Source organism: Streptomyces sp. NPDC102441, assembly GCF_044765585.1.
Lineage (GTDB): Bacteria > Actinomycetota > Actinomycetes > Streptomycetales > Streptomycetaceae > Streptomyces.
Genome location: NZ_JBIWKH010000004.1, coordinates 235,499 through 252,709, shown reverse-complemented (window position 1 = coordinate 252,709; position 17,211 = coordinate 235,499). Strand labels below are relative to the sequence as shown.

The 17,211-nt window shown below is 71.0% G+C and carries 19 protein-coding genes; 2 read left to right on the top strand and 17 right to left on the bottom strand.

Going from position 1 to position 17,211, the window contains the following annotated elements; genetic code table 11:
* Window position 1: 1 nt before the first annotated feature.
* From mqnC to ACIREO_RS09850, 11 genes are all read right to left on the bottom strand, one after another.
* A complete protein-coding gene (mqnC, locus tag ACIREO_RS09900) occupies window positions 2-1,201 on the bottom strand; it encodes a cyclic dehypoxanthinyl futalosine synthase (protein WP_404107085.1) in 1,200 nt (399 codons plus the stop codon).
* A 72-nt stretch (window positions 1,202-1,273) separates the two neighbouring features.
* Entirely contained in the window at window positions 1,274-2,947 is a 1,674-nt protein-coding gene (locus ACIREO_RS09895) for a serine/threonine-protein kinase (protein WP_404107083.1), read from the bottom strand.
* An 85-nt stretch (window positions 2,948-3,032) separates the two neighbouring features.
* Complete coding sequence (locus ACIREO_RS09890; protein ID WP_404107081.1) at window positions 3,033-3,653, bottom strand: bifunctional 4-hydroxy-2-oxoglutarate aldolase/2-dehydro-3-deoxy-phosphogluconate aldolase; 621 nt, start codon at window positions 3,651-3,653, stop codon at window positions 3,033-3,035.
* Window positions 3,654-3,664: 11 nt separating this feature from the next.
* Window positions 3,665-3,982 carry an HPr family phosphocarrier protein gene (locus tag ACIREO_RS09885; protein ID WP_404107079.1) on the bottom strand — a complete coding sequence of 106 codons (318 nt, stop codon included), beginning with the start codon at window positions 3,980-3,982 and terminating at the stop codon, window positions 3,665-3,667.
* A gap of 26 nt (window positions 3,983-4,008) precedes the next feature.
* Window positions 4,009-5,109 (bottom strand): DgaE family pyridoxal phosphate-dependent ammonia lyase, encoded by a 1,101-nt coding sequence (locus ACIREO_RS09880; protein WP_404107078.1) that lies wholly within the window; start codon window positions 5,107-5,109, stop codon window positions 4,009-4,011.
* An 89-nt stretch (window positions 5,110-5,198) separates the two neighbouring features.
* Window positions 5,199-5,912, bottom strand: a complete 714-nt coding sequence (locus ACIREO_RS09875) for a DUF4310 family protein (RefSeq protein ID WP_404107076.1) — start codon at window positions 5,910-5,912, stop codon at window positions 5,199-5,201.
* A 13-nt stretch (window positions 5,913-5,925) separates the two neighbouring features.
* Complete coding sequence (locus ACIREO_RS09870; protein WP_404107075.1) at window positions 5,926-6,714, bottom strand: DUF4311 domain-containing protein; 789 nt, start codon at window positions 6,712-6,714, stop codon at window positions 5,926-5,928.
* Window positions 6,715-6,848: 134 nt separating this feature from the next.
* Window positions 6,849-7,184 (bottom strand): DUF4312 family protein, encoded by a 336-nt coding sequence (locus tag ACIREO_RS09865; protein ID WP_404107073.1) that lies wholly within the window; start codon window positions 7,182-7,184, stop codon window positions 6,849-6,851.
* Window positions 7,184-7,564, bottom strand: coding sequence for an SFCGS family glycine-rich protein (locus ACIREO_RS09860; RefSeq protein ID WP_404107071.1), 381 nt, complete (start codon window positions 7,562-7,564; stop codon window positions 7,184-7,186). The genes ACIREO_RS09865 and ACIREO_RS09860 overlap by 1 nt, the downstream gene beginning before the upstream one ends.
* 47 nt (window positions 7,565-7,611) lie before the next feature.
* Window positions 7,612-8,022 carry a hypothetical protein gene (locus ACIREO_RS09855; RefSeq protein ID WP_404107069.1) on the bottom strand — a complete coding sequence of 137 codons (411 nt, stop codon included), beginning with the start codon at window positions 8,020-8,022 and terminating at the stop codon, window positions 7,612-7,614.
* Window positions 8,019-9,206 (bottom strand): amidohydrolase/deacetylase family metallohydrolase, encoded by a 1,188-nt coding sequence (locus ACIREO_RS09850; protein ID WP_404107067.1) that lies wholly within the window; start codon window positions 9,204-9,206, stop codon window positions 8,019-8,021. The genes ACIREO_RS09855 and ACIREO_RS09850 overlap by 4 nt, the downstream gene beginning before the upstream one ends.
* A gap of 194 nt (window positions 9,207-9,400) precedes the next feature.
* Here ACIREO_RS09850 and ACIREO_RS09845 point away from each other — a divergent pair, with 194 nt between their 5' ends.
* Window positions 9,401-10,120, top strand: coding sequence for an IclR family transcriptional regulator (locus ACIREO_RS09845; RefSeq protein WP_404107065.1), 720 nt, complete (start codon window positions 9,401-9,403; stop codon window positions 10,118-10,120).
* Window positions 10,121-10,434: 314 nt separating this feature from the next.
* Here ACIREO_RS09845 and ACIREO_RS09840 read toward each other — a convergent pair whose 3' ends face one another.
* Window positions 10,435-11,313, bottom strand: coding sequence for a menaquinone biosynthetic enzyme MqnA/MqnD family protein (locus tag ACIREO_RS09840; RefSeq protein ID WP_404107064.1), 879 nt, complete (start codon window positions 11,311-11,313; stop codon window positions 10,435-10,437).
* Between the two features lie 321 nt (window positions 11,314-11,634).
* On the opposite strand from ACIREO_RS09840, the gene ACIREO_RS09835 reads away from it, so the two are divergent.
* Window positions 11,635-11,838 (top strand): cold-shock protein, encoded by a 204-nt coding sequence (locus ACIREO_RS09835; RefSeq protein ID WP_003967102.1) that lies wholly within the window; start codon window positions 11,635-11,637, stop codon window positions 11,836-11,838.
* A 101-nt stretch (window positions 11,839-11,939) separates the two neighbouring features.
* Here the strand turns inward: ACIREO_RS09835 and ACIREO_RS09830 are convergent, their stop codons facing one another.
* From ACIREO_RS09830 to ACIREO_RS09810, 5 genes are read right to left on the bottom strand one after another with little or no spacing between them, the layout of a single operon-like run.
* Complete coding sequence (locus tag ACIREO_RS09830; RefSeq protein ID WP_404107062.1) at window positions 11,940-12,770, bottom strand: ABC transporter ATP-binding protein; 831 nt, start codon at window positions 12,768-12,770, stop codon at window positions 11,940-11,942.
* Window positions 12,767-13,750, bottom strand: coding sequence for an ABC transporter ATP-binding protein (locus ACIREO_RS09825; RefSeq protein WP_404107060.1), 984 nt, complete (start codon window positions 13,748-13,750; stop codon window positions 12,767-12,769). The genes ACIREO_RS09830 and ACIREO_RS09825 overlap by 4 nt, the downstream gene beginning before the upstream one ends.
* Window positions 13,751-13,754: 4 nt before the next feature.
* Window positions 13,755-14,603, bottom strand: coding sequence for an ABC transporter permease (locus tag ACIREO_RS09820; RefSeq protein WP_404107058.1), 849 nt, complete (start codon window positions 14,601-14,603; stop codon window positions 13,755-13,757).
* The gene (locus ACIREO_RS09815) at window positions 14,600-15,547 is read right to left on the bottom strand and encodes an ABC transporter permease (RefSeq protein ID WP_404107056.1); all 948 of its coding nucleotides are present in this window, start codon (window positions 15,545-15,547) and stop codon (window positions 14,600-14,602) included. Before ACIREO_RS09815 ends, ACIREO_RS09820 begins: the two co-directional genes overlap by 4 nt.
* Window positions 15,548-15,551: 4 nt before the next feature.
* Window positions 15,552-17,204, bottom strand: coding sequence for an ABC transporter substrate-binding protein (locus ACIREO_RS09810; protein WP_404107054.1), 1,653 nt, complete (start codon window positions 17,202-17,204; stop codon window positions 15,552-15,554).
* Between the last annotated feature and the right edge of the window lie 7 nt (window positions 17,205-17,211).

Here is a 17,211-nt window from a genome sequence, read left to right as displayed (position 1 = left end):
CTCAGTTGGCGTCGAGGAGCTTCAGCTCCGGGTGCGCCGTGCCGCCCGCGATGGCCGTGGAGGAGAGGTGCGAGACGACGCGCTCGTCGACCGGGTCGTTCGCCGGGTCGTCGTGGACGACCAGGTGCTCGTAGGTCGTGGCGCGCTGGGCGGGGACGCGGCCCGCCTTGCGGATCAGGTCGATGATCTCGAGCCGGTTCGAGCGGTGCTTGGCACCGGCCGACGAGACGACGTTCTCCTCCAGCATGATCGAGCCGAGGTCGTCCGCGCCGTAGTGCAGGGACAACTGGCCGACCTCCTTGCCCGTGGTCAGCCAGGAGCCCTGGATATGGGCGACGTTGTCGAGGAAGAGCCGGGCGATGGCGATCATCCGCAGGTACTCGAAGAGCGTGGCCTGCGTCTGCCCCTTCAGCTTGTTGTTCTCCGGCTGGTAGGTGTACGGGATGAAGGCGCGGAAGCCGCCCGTCCGGTCCTGGACGTCGCGGATCATCCGCAGGTGCTCGATGCGCTCGGCGTTGGTCTCACCGGTGCCCATCAGCATGGTGGAGGTGGACTCGACGCCGAGGCCGTGCGCGATCTCCATGATCTCCAGCCAGCGCTCGCCGGACTCCTTGAGCGGGGCGATCGCCGTACGCGGCCGGGCGGGCAGCAGTTCGGCACCGGCGCCGGCGAAGGAGTCGAGACCGGCGGCGTGGATCCGCTCGATGGCCTCCTTCGCGGAGACGCCCGAGATGCGGGCCATGTGCTCGATCTCGGAGGCGCCCAGCGAGTGGATGACCAGCTGCGGGAACGCCTTCTTGATCGCGGAGAAGTGCTCCTCGTAGTACTCGACGCCGTAGTCCGGGTGGTGCCCGCCCTGGAACATGATCTGCGTGCCGCCCAGTTCGACGGTCTCCGCGCAGCGGCGCAGGATGTCGTCGAGGTCGCGGGACCAGCCCTTGGCGGTGTCCTTGGGCGGCGCGTAGAACGCGCAGAACTTGCAGGCCGTGACGCAGACGTTGGTGTAGTTGATGTTCCGCTCGATGATGTACGTCGCGATGTGCTCCGTACCGGCGTAACGGCGTCGGCGCAGCGCGTCGGCTGCTGAGCCGAGCGCGTGCAGCGGCGCCGACCGGTACAGGTCGAGGGCCTCTTCCGGGGTGATCCGGCCGCCTTCGGCGGCTCGGTCGAGGATGGGCTGGAGGTCGGCCTTCTCGGTCACCGGGCTATCACCTTTCGGCGGTTTTTCAACGGATCTACGGACCGAGCCAGCGTACGCCAGCCCCCGCCGGGGTCAGCCGCCGGACCGGCTGAGCGTGCCCTTGGGCGTGCCCGCGGCCTCCTCGTGGGACTCGTAGCGCAGGGTGTCGTCGGAGGTGAGGGTGAAGACCAGGTCGGCCTCGCCGCCCGTGCACAGCGTGCCGGTGCGGGCGTCCGGGTCGGCGCGCTCCCGGATCTTCAGCTCGGTGGCCGTGCCGGAGACGAGGGTGCCGATGCCCTTGCAGACGACCGTCGTGCCGAGTGCGTCGAACCGGTACGTCAGCCGGACCACCTCCTCGCTCTTCTTCCCCTCGACGAAGACGGCGGTGACCGTGCCGTGCGGCGCTCCGCTGCGTTCGGTGGCGGACCCCTTCCACGTACCGGCGAACGCCTTGGGCAGTGCGCCGACCGGCGCGGTGGCCGCCGGGGGCTTCGACGCGGCGCCCGTCGGCTTCTCCGACTGGCCCGTCGACGGCGGCTGCTGCGCGGCGTCGTTGCCGTGGTCGTTGTTCCCGCCGGTGCCCGTGAACAGGTCCCCCAGCGTCGCGGCACCGACGGTCACCACGGCCAGCGCCCCGGCGACGGCCAGTGCCACGGTGCAGCTGACCCGCCGCCCCCGGCGTGTACCGGGCTGCGGGCCGGTGTCCATGGTGACGGCGATACGGGCACCGGGGCCCCGCTCCCCGGACGTGTCCGCGGTGGCCGGCGGCTCGGACGGCGGGGGCGGCAGCGGCGGGCCGAAGGCGCCGAGCGCCGGGCTCCCCAGTGACGGGTTGCTGAAGGGCACCGGCCCGGACTGCACCGGCGCGTCCTGCGGCTCCAGGTCCAGCAGTGCCACGGCAGACCTGCTGACCTCACTCACCAGCGGGCCGGGCAGCCAGCCCGGTGCCACCAGCGCGGCTGCCCCGCCCGGCGCGAGCCTGCGGGCCAGCTCGGCGGGGGCCGGCCGGGCGGCGGGGTCCTTGGCGAGGCACCCGGCGACCAGCTCCCGCAGTTCGCCCTCCATGTCCCCGAGTTCGGGTTCCTCGTGCACCACCTTGTAGAGGAGCACGGCGGAGGAGTCGCCGGGGAAGGGCGCGGTGCCGGTCGCCGCGTAGGCGAGGACCGCGCCGAGCGAGAAGACGTCGGCCGCACCGGAGATGTCCAGGCCGCGGATCTGCTCCGGCGCCATGTAGCCGGGCGAGCCGACGGAGACGCCGGTGGAGGTGAGGGAGACGGTGGCGCCGAGGGCACGGGCGATACCGAAGTCGATCAGCCGCGGGCCGTCGAGGGCGAGCAGGACGTTGGACGGCTTCACGTCACGGTGGATCAGGCCGTGCGCGTGTACGGCGTCGAGCGCCTCACCGAGCCCCGCCCCCAGGGCCCGTACCGCGTGCTCGGGCAGCGGGCCGTGGCGGATGACCGCGTCGGAGAGCGGCGGCCCGGCCACGTAACCGCTGGCCACCCACGGCACGGCCGCGTCGGGGTCGGCGTCCAGGACCGGGGCGGTCCACCGCGCGCCCAGGCGCCGCGCGGCGTCCACCTCGCGGCGGAACCGCGCGCGGAACTGCTCGTCGAGGGCGAAGTGGGGGTGCACGACCTTGACCGCGACGGTACGTCCGCCCGCGCTGCGGCCCAGATAGACCCGGCCCATCCCGCCGGCACCGAGCCTGCCGAGCAGCCGGTAGGCGCCGATGGTGTGCGGTTCGCCGGCTTCCAGCGGCTGCATGCGGTCTCCCCCTGTGTACCGTCCGGAACTCCGACGGCAGCCTACGGGCTGTGGGTCACCCGGCCACAGAGAGCGTTTCCGGACGTCACGCCGTGAGTGACGCCCGCAGCCTGGCCACATTGGCCTTGACGTCGCCACCCCGGTACAGGTCGCTGCCGATGCTGACCGTGAAGGCGCCGGCTGCCAGCCAGTCGGCCGCGGTGTCGACCGTCACACCTCCGGTGGCCATGACGCGGGCGCCGGGGAGCACGGCCAGCAGCGACGTGAGGTAGGCGAGTCCGCCGACGTGTGCGGGGAAGAGCTTGGCCACGCCCCGGTCCGCGGCAGCGCGCAGCTCGGTGGGGGTCAGGCCGCCTTCGACGAACAGCCGGTCCGCCTCGTCGGCGACGGGCCGTACCTCGGGCACCTGGAAGGGGCTGACCAGGAACCGGGCTCCGGCGTTCAGTGCCTGTTCGGCGATGTGCGTCGACGTCACGGTGCCGAGGCCGACCACGGCCTGCGGATGGTCGGAGGTCCAGCCGGCGACCAGTTCCCGCCAGCCCGGTGTGGTGGCGGTGAACTCGAAGGTGGTGAGACCGGCGGCCAGGAGTTCACGGGCCAGGGCATCGGCGGAATCGGCGTCGGCGGCCCGGACGGTCGGCACGATGCGCGCCGCGCGCAGCTGCTCGACGACATCGTGTACGGCAGGGGTCAAGGCGGTGGTCACAGGTGTTCCTCTCAGGCGGGGGCCGGTGCGGCGATGGCCGCGAGGGCGTCGACGACTGCGGAGCCGTCCGCGCCCCGGGCACGGATCACGATCTCGTCGCCGCACCGGATGTTGAGGGTCATCACCGACAGGACGCTGCGGGCGGAGACCTCGCGGCCGGAACCGGGGCGGTCAGGGGTCTCCCCCGTCCGCGCCACAGTCACCTCGGCCTCGTATCGTGCCGCGGTCTGCGCGAACAGCGCTGCGGGGCGGGCGTGCAGCCCCGCCTTCTCGGTCACGACGAGTCGGCGTTCTACGGTAGGGATGTCCTGCTCCTCGGTGTAGTGCATGGTCACTGGCGTGGGTCGGGCGGCGGTCAGCCGGCGCCGAGAATCGAGGCGAACCGGCGCGCCAACTGCTCCTCCTCGGCGGGCGTGACGGGGCGGGGATCGACCGACAGGCGTCCGGTTCCCGCCTGGTGGTCACGGAGGAAGACCGGCGGATCCCCCGCGGCCAGCTCCTCCGCCAGTGCCTGCGCGTCCCGTCCGGCCTCTGCGGGGTCGACCGTCAGGACGGCCCGGTGGATGTTGCGTCCGGCTTCGTCCTGTTCCACGGACCCGGTGATTCCGGGAAGAGCGCCGAGCCGCTCGGCGAGCCGGGCCATCCGCGCCCGTCCACCGTCGCCCGCCGGGTCGTTGCCGTACTGCCGCAGGGCTTGCAGCAGTCCGGCCACGGTCTCCTTGCCGACCTTCATCGGCCGTGCGATGCCGGTGTACTGCGCCCGGCACGCCTCGATCAGCGGGCCGGCGCCGCAGATGAACCCGGAGGTGGGCCCGCCGACGGCCTTGCCTCCGCTGAAGACCACGAGGTCGGCCCCGGTGGCCGGCCAGTGGCGCAGGTCGTCCTCGGCCGCGGCGTCGACGATGACGGGGATGCCGTGCCGCCGGCCGATCGTGATCATCTCCGCGAGGGAGACCTGGCCCTTGTGCACCGTGTGGTGCGACTGGATGAACAGCAGGGCCGCCGTGCGCTCGCTGATGGCGCCCTCCACATGGGCGGGGCTCACCTTGTTCACCGAACCGGCCTCGACTGCACGGCCGCCCCCGATGGCGATCATCTGCCGTACCGGGGCACCGAAATTGACGGAGTGCCCCTTCATCAGGACCACTTCGTCCGGGCGTCCACCGGCGTCCGGCAGCATCTCGACCCGGGCGGGCTCCGATCCGGCCACGACCGCGGCGACCGCGATGGCTATGCCCGATGCGGCTCCCGTCGTGGGGCAGCCGTCCTCGGCACCGGTGGCATCGGCGATCACCCGTCCGGCGGCTCGCAGCAGGTCGTCCATCACCACATGGCTGCGGGCGGCCTCGCCCATCGCGGCCACCACGGCATCGTCGAGGACGCTGCCGCCCAGGGCGGTCATCTTTCCGCTGGCGTTGATCGCGGGCCGTAGCCCCAGTTCTTCGTACACACCCATGGCGGGCCGCTCCTCAGGTTCTGTCCTACGGGATGCAGTGCGGGTCGGTCGTGCGCGCCGGCCGTGCGGGAGGGGCACAGGGGGACGGGTCACTTGGCGGTGAGAGGGAAGAAGAGCCCCGCGGCCATCGCGCCGAGGATGGCGCCGCCGGTCAACGGCTTCTTCCACCAGTAGAAGAGGATGGCTCCGAGGGTCGATCCGAGGCCTACGGGGATCGAGGCGGTCGCGGCGGCGAGGATGACGAGCGGCCCCAGATAACGCCCGGCCGAGTTGCCGGCGCCCATCATCACGTCGGCGCCGAAGGTCGAGCCGGCGTTCGCCGAGTTGACGGTGACCCTGCGGATCAGCAGGACGAGCCAGCCGATGGCCAGGCCGATGACGGCTCCGGTCGGCAGGGCGACCCAGAAGTGCTCGAGCGGGGCGGTTATCCCGCCCGCCAGCAGCATGGCGGGGATACCGATGCCGACACCGGTCTGGAGCGAACCACCGATGTCGAGGATGCCGACCATCGGCGCCTCGATGATCCTGGCGAACAGGAATCCCGCCCCGAAGGCCGCGGCGGCGCCGTAACTGCCGTTCTCCATACCGGCCTTGAGGAGCGCGACGACCGCCACCTCGTTGAACACGCCGGTCTGGTAGGTGTAGTAGAGGTGGGTCCCGGCGAAGATGCCGGACGCGAGAGCGGCGACGAAGAGAGGGAAGGCGAACTCGGAGAGCCAGAAGCCGCCTTCCCACGGCTTGGGGTGCCGGCCGTCCTTGCCGCTCCGGGGGTCATCACTGATACCGATTTCCGTGGTGCTCACGTCACTGCCTCTTTCACTGTCCGGTGGTGCCGGTCGTCTCGTGCAACTGGTTCAGCCAGCCAGGAACGGTGATCTTCATTTCCTGGAGCAGTTGCATGTCGACGCCGCGCAGGAAGGCACTGACCAGGAAGAGCGCGATGACCGCCGTGGTCAGGCTCTTGGTGACGCGGTTCCAGCCCATGTCGTCGAGGCCCTTGCCGACGACGATGCCGAGCACGATGCCGGGGACCGCGTTGCCCATGACGATGTGGGCCAGGCCGCCGAGGACCGTGCCCCACGCCCCGGTACGCCGGCCGGCGTCGATCGCGGCCATCCAGAAGATGATCGGCATGACCGGATTGAGCAGCCATTCGGAGGCGGGGCCGAGGACTTGGGCCGCCACACTCTGCAGTGAGTGCGGGATGGCCGCCGCTGTGGTGTTGAGGACGGAGATCAGGACGATCCCGACGCCGGCGCCGGTGAAGGCCATCCGTCGCGGGTTGTGCAGGGTCTCGGCGAGGTTGCGGTTCTTGATCATGGAGACCGACGCCGCCCAGTGCGGCAGGATCCGGTGGTCGACGTCACCGGAGAGCGCGCCCGCGCCGACGGTGCTGGCCCAGGCGTTGAAGAAGAAGCCGAATCCGAAGGAGAAGTGTGCGATCGGATCGTTCTCGCAGGCGTTGAGCTCGCCGAGGGTACGGAATGCGCCCATTCCCTGGGCCTTGGGCGCATGGAACATACGGGCCACACCGGCGCCGGCGCCGAAGCCGACGAGTGCCCCGATGACGATCGACTCCAGCAGAATGGTGAGTGTTTCGTTCATGGACGGTTCCACTTCAGAGGGACATCAGGGCCCTCGAATGAGGGTTTTGGGGCATGGCGGTGCCCCCGTCCGGCGGTTCGGCTCGAAGAGCGTGGCTGGTGCCGGACCGGTGTTCGCCAGGAGTGGCGGAGCCTCTACCTCATGTGCAGCAGGTGCTGCGTCGGAGTCAGCTTTTCCTCGCGTACGGCGAAGTCCACGCTGTCGAGGTCGAGCGAGGTGACACGCACCCGGACCCGTACGGTGATCTCGAAGTGGACCCGCCTACGGGCGAAGAGCACTCCGAGGAAACGTTCCGTCCTGCGGTGTTCAGCGGCCGAGAGCACCTCCAGCGCCACGGGTTCGACCCGGAAGGCGACGCCGTCGCCCTTGCCGGTCGCCGCGGACTGCACCTGGCGCATGGCGGCCCCGAAGGCCCGCTCCTTCGTCGGTCCCGCACCGGTCAGCCGAAGCGTGTGCTCCGAGGTGTCCATCAGACGCCTCCCGCCTCGCGGCCCAGCTCCGCCAGCAGCGCCTGGGCGATCTTGAAGCCGAGCTCCTCGGTGTCGAGGAAGCCGAAGCCGAGGACCCGCTTGCCCTGCTGAATGGCCGTGATCCCCGCCTCGGCGGTGCGCATGCCGAACTCGATGCTGTGCCCGTACTTCGCCTTGGCGGTCACCGCACCGGCGCCGCCGCTGCCGCAGAAACTGAGACCGAGGACGGCGCCTTCCGCCGCCATCACGTCACCGACCTTCATGTCGGCACCCGGGCCTGCTATCAGGACGGGTTCGAGTCCGGCTTTCCGTACGCCCTCGGCGACCGCCTGGCCCTTGCCGAGCCTGTTGCCGATGACGATCTTCACAGTGTCTGACATCGTTTTCTTTCCTGTCGGGTTGGCGGTTGGTCACGGTCCGCGCGAGCTCAGACGCGGTGGCCCGGAGGCGACGAATCCTCCTGGAGAGCCGCCTCGAAATGAAGGGTGAGAAGCAGCACCTCAGGATCGGTGACGGTGTGTGCGCGATCCGCGCAGTAGGCGGTGAGCAGGCTCCGGACCTCCTCGAACCGCTCCGCGCCGACCTCGTCGTACAGGCCCCGGTCGAGTTCCGGCGGATATTCGTGTGCGCGTACCCGCCGGACGAAGGCCAGGCCGTGCGCGGCCAGGGCCAGCCGGCGGACGTCGTTCATCGCGATGCCCCGGTCGCTCGCGTAGAGGTCGGCGGCGGTGAGCAGCTCCTGGGCGTCGGCGGCTTCCGCTTCGGCGATGTCCGTGTCCTCGGCCAGCAGGGCCAGTATCCGGCGCACGGGTGTGGAGCTGTGGGGGGTGCCGGTCATTCGGTGGCCTTTCGGATGTCGTGAACGACGCCGGCCCGCACCGCGGCCACCGGCGTCAGCAGCGCATCGGCCGTACGTGTCGCGCCCTCGGCGTCGACGAGGCGGGTGGCGCCTTCGGCGAGATCCAGGACGGTGAGGTCGGCGACGGAGCCGACCGCCAGGGTGCCCAGCTCCGCGGCGAGGCCGATGGTCCCGGCGGCGGCTGAAGTGGTGGCCCGTACCGTCTCGTTGAGGGAGAGGCCGACGGCGAGCAGTTTGGTCATGGTGGTGGTGAGGCTGTGTACGGGTCCCGCGACGTTCTGCTGGTGGATGTCGGTGCTGATGGTGTGCGGCCCGATGCCGGCTTCGAGCGCGCGCTCCATGGTCGCGAAGGAGAAGCTGGCACTGCCGTGTCCGACGTCGAAACGGACTCCGCGCCGCAGTGCCGCGAGTGCCTGCGGGATGGGCCCCTGCCCGGCGTCCGGGAACAGCCCGCCGCGCTTTCCGTGGAAGGCATGGGTGACGACATCGCCCTCCTCCAGGAGGTCGAGCACGTCACCGAGCGCGGGGGGAGCGTTTCCGACGTGCACCATCACCGGAAAGGGCCGGCCGGTGGCGGCCGCGATCTCGGCGGTGACGCGCTTGGCCGCGCGCAGTGGTTCCAGGCCGTTGTCGCCGACCACCGAGCGGCTCATCCTTATCTTGACGCCGCGGATGGTTTCCGGGTTTCCGAGAATCGTGTCGACCGTCGCGGCATGCTGGACGCTGTCGCTCCCGGCGAGTTCCCGGCTGCCCTGGGTGAGACCGTGCCGGGAGATGTTCAGCCAGCTCAGAACCCGGGTGCGGCAGGTGGCGGCGACGGTTTCGCCGAAGTGGGCGAAGGAGTCACTGCCTGCGCTGCCGGCGTCGACAAGGGTGGTGACACCCGTGTCGATGCCCACCGTGTCGGCCCGTGTGCCCAGGCCGGTCCGGCCGTCGTAGACATGCGCGTGGAGGTCGATGAGCCCTGGAGTGACCAGCAGTCCGCGGGCGTCGAGGTAGTCGGCACACCGGGTGTCGGCGCTGCCGGGGGCGACGATGGCCTCGACGCGTCCGTCGCGGACGGCCACATCGCCGCTCGTGGGCGCGCCCTGGTCCGGATCGACCAGCAGGCCGCCACCGATCACCAGGTCGTATCGGGGTGGCTCGTGATGGGGCGCGGACATGAACAACCGCCTTGGGCTTGGGATGTGAGGGCCCGTCGAGTGACCGGACACCCCCCACCCGCGTTCCGTGGGATAGATTGCCGTTCCGAGGAGCGGACTGGCATGACGTTAGCGGAGAGGTAACCGGAGAGACAATGGATGGCGACAAGGCAGTTTCCGGGACTCAAGTCCCGGGAGGATCCGCCGGCAACTCCGTGACGAAGGCGCTGCGCGTGCTGGACGCGCTGGCCCAGCCGGAGGCACCGCACCGGCTCGGGGAGATCGCCGAACGCTCGGGCGTCTCCAAGGCGAGCGCTCACCGCATCCTCGGCACACTGATCTCCGAGGGATACGCCGTTCCGGACGGCGAGGGGCGCTACGGCATCGGTGTGCGGCTGCAGGCGATGGCCGCACGGGTGCTGTCGGAGGACACCGTCGGCATCGGGGCGGTACTGCGGACGCTGCAGCAGCGTCTGGGGCAGACGGTCCATCTCGCGGTCCTCAACGGTGACCACGCGACCTACACCCACAAGGTCGACCCGGGCCGGGCGTACCGCATCGCGACCGAAGTCGGGATGCGGCTGCCGCTGCACGCCACCGCGGCCGGCCTGGCACTGCTGTCCCGCCTGCCGGAGCCGGAGGCCGCGGCCCTGCTGGACACCACGAAGCTGGTCGCCCTGACGGCGAGGACGGTGACCGGCCGGCGAGCGCTGGAGGAGAAGCTGGCGGCGGCACGCGCCGACGGCTACGCGATCGACTACGAGGAGCACGAGCAGGCGATCTGTTCGCTGGCCGTGCCGGTGCTCGACAGCGAGGGGTACCCGGTGGGTGCCGTGTCGGTCTCCGCGCTCACATTCGTCGTCGCCCCGGAGGAGCTGCGGACCTTCGCGGCGGACGTACGGGTGGCCGCCGCCGATGTGGCCAGGCGCCTGTGATCCGTACGGCGACAGGCGCGATCGGCCGGACAGGGCCTAAAGGGCGGACAGGGACGAGAAGAGCGCCCCGGGAGCGGATTCCCACTCACCGGAAGGCGTGAATGCGTTGCCCGTCGCGGCGGCACCGGGACACAAAGCCGCCAATCCCTGGACGTCGCCCCAATTCGGCACCCTATTCACCCCATATTCACCGGAACGGCAATGCCGGGCAACGCTCAGGGCGCACGGCCCGATAAAGCGCCCACGCCCTTCCGGGAGCGGCCGGGAACGGAAGGGGATTCCCTCATTCCGCCGCCGTTCCCGCCGCCGTCGCGTCAGTCTCCGAGCAGTTCGACGTTCACGTCCACGGGGAAGCCGCTGGACGCTCCTGTCCGGCGCGCGAACTCGCGCACCCCGGCCAGCTGGTCCGGCCCGAAGCGGAAGTCCAGCGTGGTGAAGTAGCGCTCCAGGACCTCGGCGTCGAAGGACTCCCAGCGTGCCGCCTGCTCCGCGACCTTGGCGACCTCCTCCAGGGAGAGGTCCCGCGAGGCCAGGAACGCCTTGTGCACCGCCTCCACGTAGAGGGGGTGCGTGGCCAGGTACTCCTTGCGGACCGCCCAGACGGCGAAGACGAACGGCAGCCCCGTCCAGTCCTTCCACATCTGCCCCAGGTCATGGACCTGCAGCCCCAGCCGGGGAGCGTCATGCAGATTGGCGCGCAGCGCGGCGTCGCCGATCAGCACCGCCGCGTCCGCTTCCTGCATCATCACGCCGAGGTCGGGCGGGCAGGTGTAGTACTCGGGCGTGACTCCGTAGCGCTCGGCGAGCAGCAGCTGAGCCAGGCGCACAGAGGTGCGCGAGGTCGAGCCGAGCGCCACCCGGGCGCCGTCGAGCTGGTCCAGCGGCCGCTGCGACACGATCACGCACGACATGACGGGCCCGTCGCAGCCGACCGCGATGTCGGGCAGCGCGACCAGGTCGTCGGCGTTGCGCAGGTATTCGATGAGGGTGACGGGGCCGATGTCGAGATCGCCCCTGATCAGCTGCTCGCTGAGCCTCTCCGGGGTGTCCTTCGAGAGCTCCAGGTCGAGGAGAGTTCCGGTCCGTGCCAGGCCCCAGTAGAGGGGGAGGCAGTTGAGGAACTGGATATGGCCGACGCGCGGCCTGATGCGAGGGTCGTCGCCTTCGAGGGGAGAGACGGTTGAATTGTCCACATCGCGAGGCTAGACCCGCTCCATCGGGGAGGCATCATCGGGGCACCCGGACAGCCCCTGGAGCCCTTACCGGATCCCTCGCCGGAGCCCTTACCGGACCCCTCGTTCGTCAGCCGGACGGCACCGATATCAAACCTCCGGGTGAAGTGATCTTTCCCTCTACCGCCGGGCCAGGACTGCGTGCTAGGCTCGCCCGCAAGTTGCAGTTTGGTTTCCCTTGCAGTACAGAGCCTGCGGAGCATGTAACCCGCAGGCTTTTGTAGTTTTCAGACTTGTTTGCAGGTTCTGGAGCAGGGCAACCCTTTGGCCCAAGGAGGGCTTATGGCTACCGGAACCGTCAAGTGGTTCAACGCTGAAAAGGGCTTCGGCTTCATCGCCCAGGACGGCGGCGGCCCGGATGTCTTCGTCCACTACTCCGCGATCAACGCGTCCGGGTTCCGCTCTCTCGAGGAGAACCAGGTCGTGAACTTCGACGTCACTCAGGGACCCAAGGGTCCGCAGGCTGAGAACGTCACCCCGGCCTAGTTGCCCGGGTCGGCCGATCGCGGTCGTTCACGCAGTACCCAAGGAGCCCCGCTCCTCCGCTTCGGCGGAGGAGCGGGGCTCCTGCCTTTTTCCGCTCGGTCTCAGAGGCCGGTGGCGGCCCGGGCCTTGACGGCGTCCGACGGATCCCAGCCCTCCCTGGGCACCGAGGCCAGCAGCAGCCGGGTGTAGGGGTCCTGCGGGGCTGCCAGTACGCCGGCCGTCGGACCCTGCTCCACCACGGTGCCGCGGCGCATCACCAGCACCTCGTCCGTGATGTGCTGAACGACCGCCAGGTCATGGCTGACGAAGACCAGCGCGACCCCGGTGTCCCGCCGGATCTCGGCCAGCAGCGAGAGGATCTGCGCCTGGATGGAGACGTCCAGCGCGGCGACGGCCTCGTCGAGGACCAGCACCCTGGGGTCCACCGCCAGGGCCCGCGCGATGGCCAGGCGCTGGCCCTGGCCGCCGGAGAGGCCGTGCGGCAGCGCCCCTGCCTCCCGGGGCCCGAGTCCGACCTGGTCGAGCAGGCCGTCGGCGAGCGTCTCGTCCCGGCCGTGCAGCCGCAGGGCCGTGGTCAGACACCGGCGGGCGGTGAGGCGCGGGTCCAGGGAGACGTACGGGTCCTGGAAGACGATCTGGATTTCCCGGGCCCTGGCCAGCCGGGCGGTCCGTCCGCGCGGGGTGCGCGGGGCGCGCGGCCGGCCGGAGACGGAGACGGTGCCCGCGTCGGGGCGTACGAGGCCCACCAGCATCCGGGCCACGGTCGTCTTGCCCGACCCGGACTCCCCCACGATCCCCAGTGAGCCGCCGCCCGGGACGGTGAAGGTGACCGCGTCGGCGGCGGTGTGCCGTCCGCCGCCGGGCAGCGCGTACGTCTTGCGCAGCCCGTCCACGGCCAGCAGGGGCGCGTCGTCATGTGCGGTCGTGGTCATCGGGCGCTCCTCTTGTCCTGGCCGGGCCCCGTGAGGACGGGAAGGCGGCGGCAGGCCGCCGTGCCTCCGCCGTCCAGGACCACCGGCTCGGGTCGCCAGGTGGCGCACTCCGGTTCGGCGTCCGGGCAGCGGTCCGTGAACTCGCAGCCGCCGAAGGTGTCCGCGAGCGACGGCGGACGGCCGGGGATCGGCCGGATCTCCCGCTCCGGCTCCCCCAGCGTCGGCGAACAGGCCAGCAGGCCCTTCGTGTAGGGATGGCGGGGCCGGTCGAAGAGGGCCCCGGCGGCCTGCTCCTCGACGACCCGGCCCGCGTACATGACGTACACCCGGTCGCAGTAGGCGGCGGCCAGGTGCAGATCGTGGGTGATGAAGAGGAGGCCCAGGCTCCGCTCGGCGCGCAGGGTGCGGAGCAGCGCGAGGATCTCGGCCTGGGTGGTGACGTCCAGGGCGCTGGTGGCCTCGTCGGCGAGCAGCAACCGGGGGTCGGCGGCCAGCGCGCCCGCGATGACCACGCGCTGGAGCATGCCGCCGGAGAGCTCGTGGGGGCGCTGGCGGACCCGGCGTCCGGGGTCGGGGAGGCCGACCGTGCCGAGGAGTTCGACGGCCCGGGCCCGGGCCGCCTTCCGGTCGAGGCCGCTGCCGGCGAGCCGTTCCACCAGGAAGTCGCCGATGCGGCGGACCGGGTTGAGCGCGGAGCGGGGGTCCTGGTGGACCATCGCGACCGTACGGGCCCGGTGGGCACGCAGCGCCTCGCCGCGCAGCGCGAGGACGTCGGTGCCGTCGACGCGTACGGAGCCGGAGACGGCGGCACCCTCGGGGAGCGTACGGAGGGCAGCCCGGGCGGTCGTCGACTTCCCGGAGCCGGATTCACCGACCAGCCCGACCACCTCCCCGGCCGCCACCCGCAGGGTCACGTCGGTGAGCACGGGCCGGGCGGTGCCGGGGAGTTCCACGGTGAGGTTCTCGATGTCGAGGAGCATGCGGTTACCTCCTGCTGCCGAGTCGGTCGGCGGCCCAGACCCCGACGACGTTGAAGGACACCACGACCAGCGCGATGGCGAAGCCGGGCACCAGGGCGGGCAGGAGCGCGCCCTGGACGACGGCGGCCTGGCCCTCCTGCACCATGAGTCCCCAGTCGGAGCTGGGCGGCTGGGCGCCGAACCCCAGGTAGGAGAGCGTGGCCAGCGACATGAGCGCCTCGCCGAACAGCACCACCAGGTAACCGATGACGGACCGGCCGAGGTTGGGCACGAGATGGCGGGCGCAGATGCGGGCACCGCCCATGCCCTGGACCCGGTAGGCGTCGATGTACGGCTTGCGGCGTTCGGCGAGTGCCACGGAGCGCGTGTACTTGGCGACGGTCGGGGTGTACGCGAGTCCGAGCGCCAGCACGGAGGTCGTCATGCCGGCCCCGAAGACCGCGATGATCATCACGGTGAAGAGCAGCCCGGGGAAGGCGTACATCACGTCGGTCAGCCGGGAGACCAGGGTGTCCACCCAGCCGCCGCGCCAGGCGGCCAGCGTGCCGAGCACGACGCCGAGCAGCGCCGCGATGGCGAGCAGCAGGATCGGCGCGATGAGGCTGGTGCGGGCTCCGTACAGCGCCCGGGAGAGCAGGTCCTGCCCGGAGGAGTCGGTGCCGAGGAGGTGCTCGCCACCGGTGCCGACGAGCGATGCGGAGAGGTCGATGGCGTCGGGGGCGTACGGGGCGAGGACCGGGGCGAGGACGGCGGCGAGGATCACCAGCACGAGGACCGCGCCCGCGATCATGACGCTCACCGGGCGGCGTGCCTCTTTCCCGACGCGCACGGGGGCGAGGGTGAGGGCGCTCATGCGGCGGCCTCCTTCACACGGGGGTCGAGCAGCGGGTGCACCAGGTCGACGAGGGTGGTCACGACGATGTAGCCGGTGACCATGAGCAGCAGTACGGCCTGGGCGACGGGGAAGTCGTGGGTGTTGATCGCGCCGACGAGCAGCGAGCCGATGCCGCTGATCCCGAACGCCGTCTCCACCACGACCGTGCCGGCGAGCATGCCCGCCATGACCAGGCCGCACATGGTGACGATCGGCCCGAGCGCGTTGCGCAGGACGTGCCGTACGACGATCTCCCGCTCCGGGACGCCGGAGGCCCGGGCGACCTCCACATGGTCGGCGGCGCCCGCGTCGGCCATGGACTGCCGGGTGACCCGGCTGATCAGGGCGAGCGCGCCGAGCGCCAACGACAGGGCGGGCAGCGTCAGATGGTGCAGGGTGCCCGCGATCCCCTCCCCGCCGCCGGTGACGGGGAACCAGCCGAGCTGGACGCCGAACAGCGCGACCAGCGCGATGGCCGAGACGAACGAGGGGACGGAGGCGGCCAGGGTGGTGCCGCCGACGACGGTCGAGTCGACCCAGGTCCCGCGCCGGACGGCGGCGAGCACTCCGGCGCCGACTCCGAGGACGACGAACAGCACGGTCGCGTACGCCACCAGCGCGAGCGTCGTCGGGAAGCGGGCGGCCAGCAGATCGGCGACCTGGTCGCTGTATTTGAACGACCGGCCGAGGTCGAAGTGGAGGCAGTCGCCGAGCCAGCGTCCGTACTGCACGACGAGCGGCTCGTCGAGGTGGTACTGGGCACGGACCAGTTCCAGCTTCTCCGGGGTGAGTTTGTCGCGCCCGCCGGCCAGGAAGACGGCCGGATCGCCGGGGGCGGCGTAGACGGCGGCGAAGATGACGAACGAGGCGGCGAGGAGCGTGGCCAGCAGTCCGGCCAGGCGCCGGGAGATCCGGGCGAGCATCGGGTCAGCCCTTCTTGCCGAGCCCGGCGGCCCACGGGTAGTAGAGGTAGGCCATGGAGGCGGGGGGTCCCGTCAGCTTGTCGTTCAGGACGAGGACGGACGGGACCTGGGCGACCGAGATCCAGACGGCCGCGTCGGTGAACGTCTTCTGGACCTCCACCGCGAGCTTCGCCCGCTCGGCGTCATCGAGGGTGGAGAGCGCCTTCTTCACCTTGGCGTCGTACGCGGCGTCCTTGAAGCCGACCCAGTTGTTGGAGGAGTCGGAGAGGGCGTTGTCGTAGAAGCCCATGGGGTCGGCCTTGGAGATGTACCAGTCACCGACGAGTACGTCGATCTCCCCGCGCGCCGAGGGGTCGCTGTAGAACTGCTCGAACTGCGAGGTCGGCACCGTCTTGATCTGCCCGGTGAGGCCGATCCGCTGGAGCGCCGCGCGCACGGCGTTGGCGACGACGGTGCGGCCCTGGCTGGCGTCCGTACCGATCACGACCGGCTCGCCGGGTCCGCCGCCCGCCTCCTTCACCAGCTTCTTGGCGTCGGCGAGATCGTCGGCGTCCGGGCTGTCGGGGGCGTACGCGATGTCCTTCTGGGCGGCCTCGAAGGTGTCCTTCTCGTAGCCCCATGCGCCGGAGCCGACCGGGGTGCCCCACGGCTGGACCATGGAGCCGTAGCCGGATGCGGCGATGCCCTTGCGGTCCAGGGCGAGGGAGAGCGCCCGGCGGATCTTCGGGTCCTTCAGCCCGCCGCGCCCGGTCGGGATCAGGACGAGGGTGCCGGTGGACGGGCCGTAGTGCCTCTCGATGCCCTTCTTGCCGCCGAGGGCCGCCGCGGTGTTGGGCGATTCGGCGTACGCGCCGTCGGCGGCCCCGGTCGTCAGGGCGTTGACCATGGCGCTGTCGGAGGCCCAGCGGAAGGTGACCCGCTCGGTCAGCGGCTTCTCGCCCCAGTAGGCGTCGTAGCGCTCGATGGAGATCGAGTCGCCGGACTTCCAGTCGCCCAGCCGGTACGGGCCGGTGCACGCGTCGGTCTGTCCCGGGGTGCCGAAGTCCTTGCCGGCCTTCTCGACCTGCTCCTTGTTCCAGACGATGCCCGCGTCACCGGCGAGGGCCTTGAAGAACATGGCGTCCGGCGCCTTGAAGGTGATGGTGACCTGCCGGTCGCCGGTCTTCCTCATCGCGGCGACGTTGCCGAACTCGTCGCCCTGTTCCATGTCCGGGTCGGCGTGCCGCTCCAGGCTCCACAGCACGTCGTCGGCGGTCATCGGGGTGCCGTCGTGGAAGGTGACGCCGGGACGCAGCGTCAGGACGAGGGTCTTGTCGTCGGGCGTATCGGCCTTCTCCGCGAGGAGGGGCTTCGTCGACATGTCCGGCTGGAGCTGGTAGAGCCGCTCGCAGACATTGGTGAGGACGACGCGGCCGGCGCTGGAGCCCTGGGTGTCCAGGTCGAGCGAGTCCGGTTCGTCCTCCAGGAGCCAGTCCGCGTTCGCCAGTTCACCCTTGGCCGCCGGGGTCGTCGGCGTGAGGGTGAGCTCGGCGGCGTCGGTGGCCGAGGAGCCGCCACCCGTGTTCTGGGTGGCGCCGCTACAGCCTGTGGCCGCGACGATCGTCGCCGCGACGAGACCCGCGGCCAGGGCCGTCCTTCGTCGATAGGTTCGGTTCATCACTGAT

Excerpts from the sequence above, each read along its gene's own strand:
- ACIREO_RS09895 (WP_404107083.1), bottom strand. The coding sequence starts at position 2,947 with ATGCAGCCGCTGGAAGCCGGCGAACCGCACACCATCGGCGCCTACCGG.
- ACIREO_RS09885 (WP_404107079.1), bottom strand. The coding sequence starts at position 3,982 with ATGCACTACACCGAGGAGCAGGACATCCCTACCGTAGAACGCCGACTC.
- ACIREO_RS09880 (WP_404107078.1), bottom strand. The coding sequence starts at position 5,109 with ATGGGTGTGTACGAAGAACTGGGGCTACGGCCCGCGATCAACGCCAGC.
- ACIREO_RS09870 (WP_404107075.1), bottom strand. The coding sequence starts at position 6,714 with ATGAACGAAACACTCACCATTCTGCTGGAGTCGATCGTCATCGGGGCA.
- ACIREO_RS09865 (WP_404107073.1), bottom strand. The coding sequence starts at position 7,184 with ATGGACACCTCGGAGCACACGCTTCGGCTGACCGGTGCGGGACCGACG.
- ACIREO_RS09860 (WP_404107071.1), bottom strand. The coding sequence starts at position 7,564 with ATGTCAGACACTGTGAAGATCGTCATCGGCAACAGGCTCGGCAAGGGC.
- ACIREO_RS09855 (WP_404107069.1), bottom strand. The coding sequence starts at position 8,022 with ATGACCGGCACCCCCCACAGCTCCACACCCGTGCGCCGGATACTGGCC.
- ACIREO_RS09850 (WP_404107067.1), bottom strand. The coding sequence starts at position 9,206 with ATGTCCGCGCCCCATCACGAGCCACCCCGATACGACCTGGTGATCGGT.
- ACIREO_RS09835 (WP_003967102.1), top strand. The coding sequence starts at position 11,635 with ATGGCTACCGGAACCGTCAAGTGGTTCAACGCTGAAAAGGGCTTCGGC.
- ACIREO_RS09830 (WP_404107062.1), bottom strand. The coding sequence starts at position 12,770 with ATGACCACGACCGCACATGACGACGCGCCCCTGCTGGCCGTGGACGGG.
- ACIREO_RS09825 (WP_404107060.1), bottom strand. The coding sequence starts at position 13,750 with ATGCTCCTCGACATCGAGAACCTCACCGTGGAACTCCCCGGCACCGCC.
- ACIREO_RS09820 (WP_404107058.1), bottom strand. The coding sequence starts at position 14,603 with ATGAGCGCCCTCACCCTCGCCCCCGTGCGCGTCGGGAAAGAGGCACGC.
- ACIREO_RS09815 (WP_404107056.1), bottom strand. The coding sequence starts at position 15,547 with ATGCTCGCCCGGATCTCCCGGCGCCTGGCCGGACTGCTGGCCACGCTC.
- ACIREO_RS09810 (WP_404107054.1), bottom strand. The coding sequence starts at position 17,204 with ATGAACCGAACCTATCGACGAAGGACGGCCCTGGCCGCGGGTCTCGTC.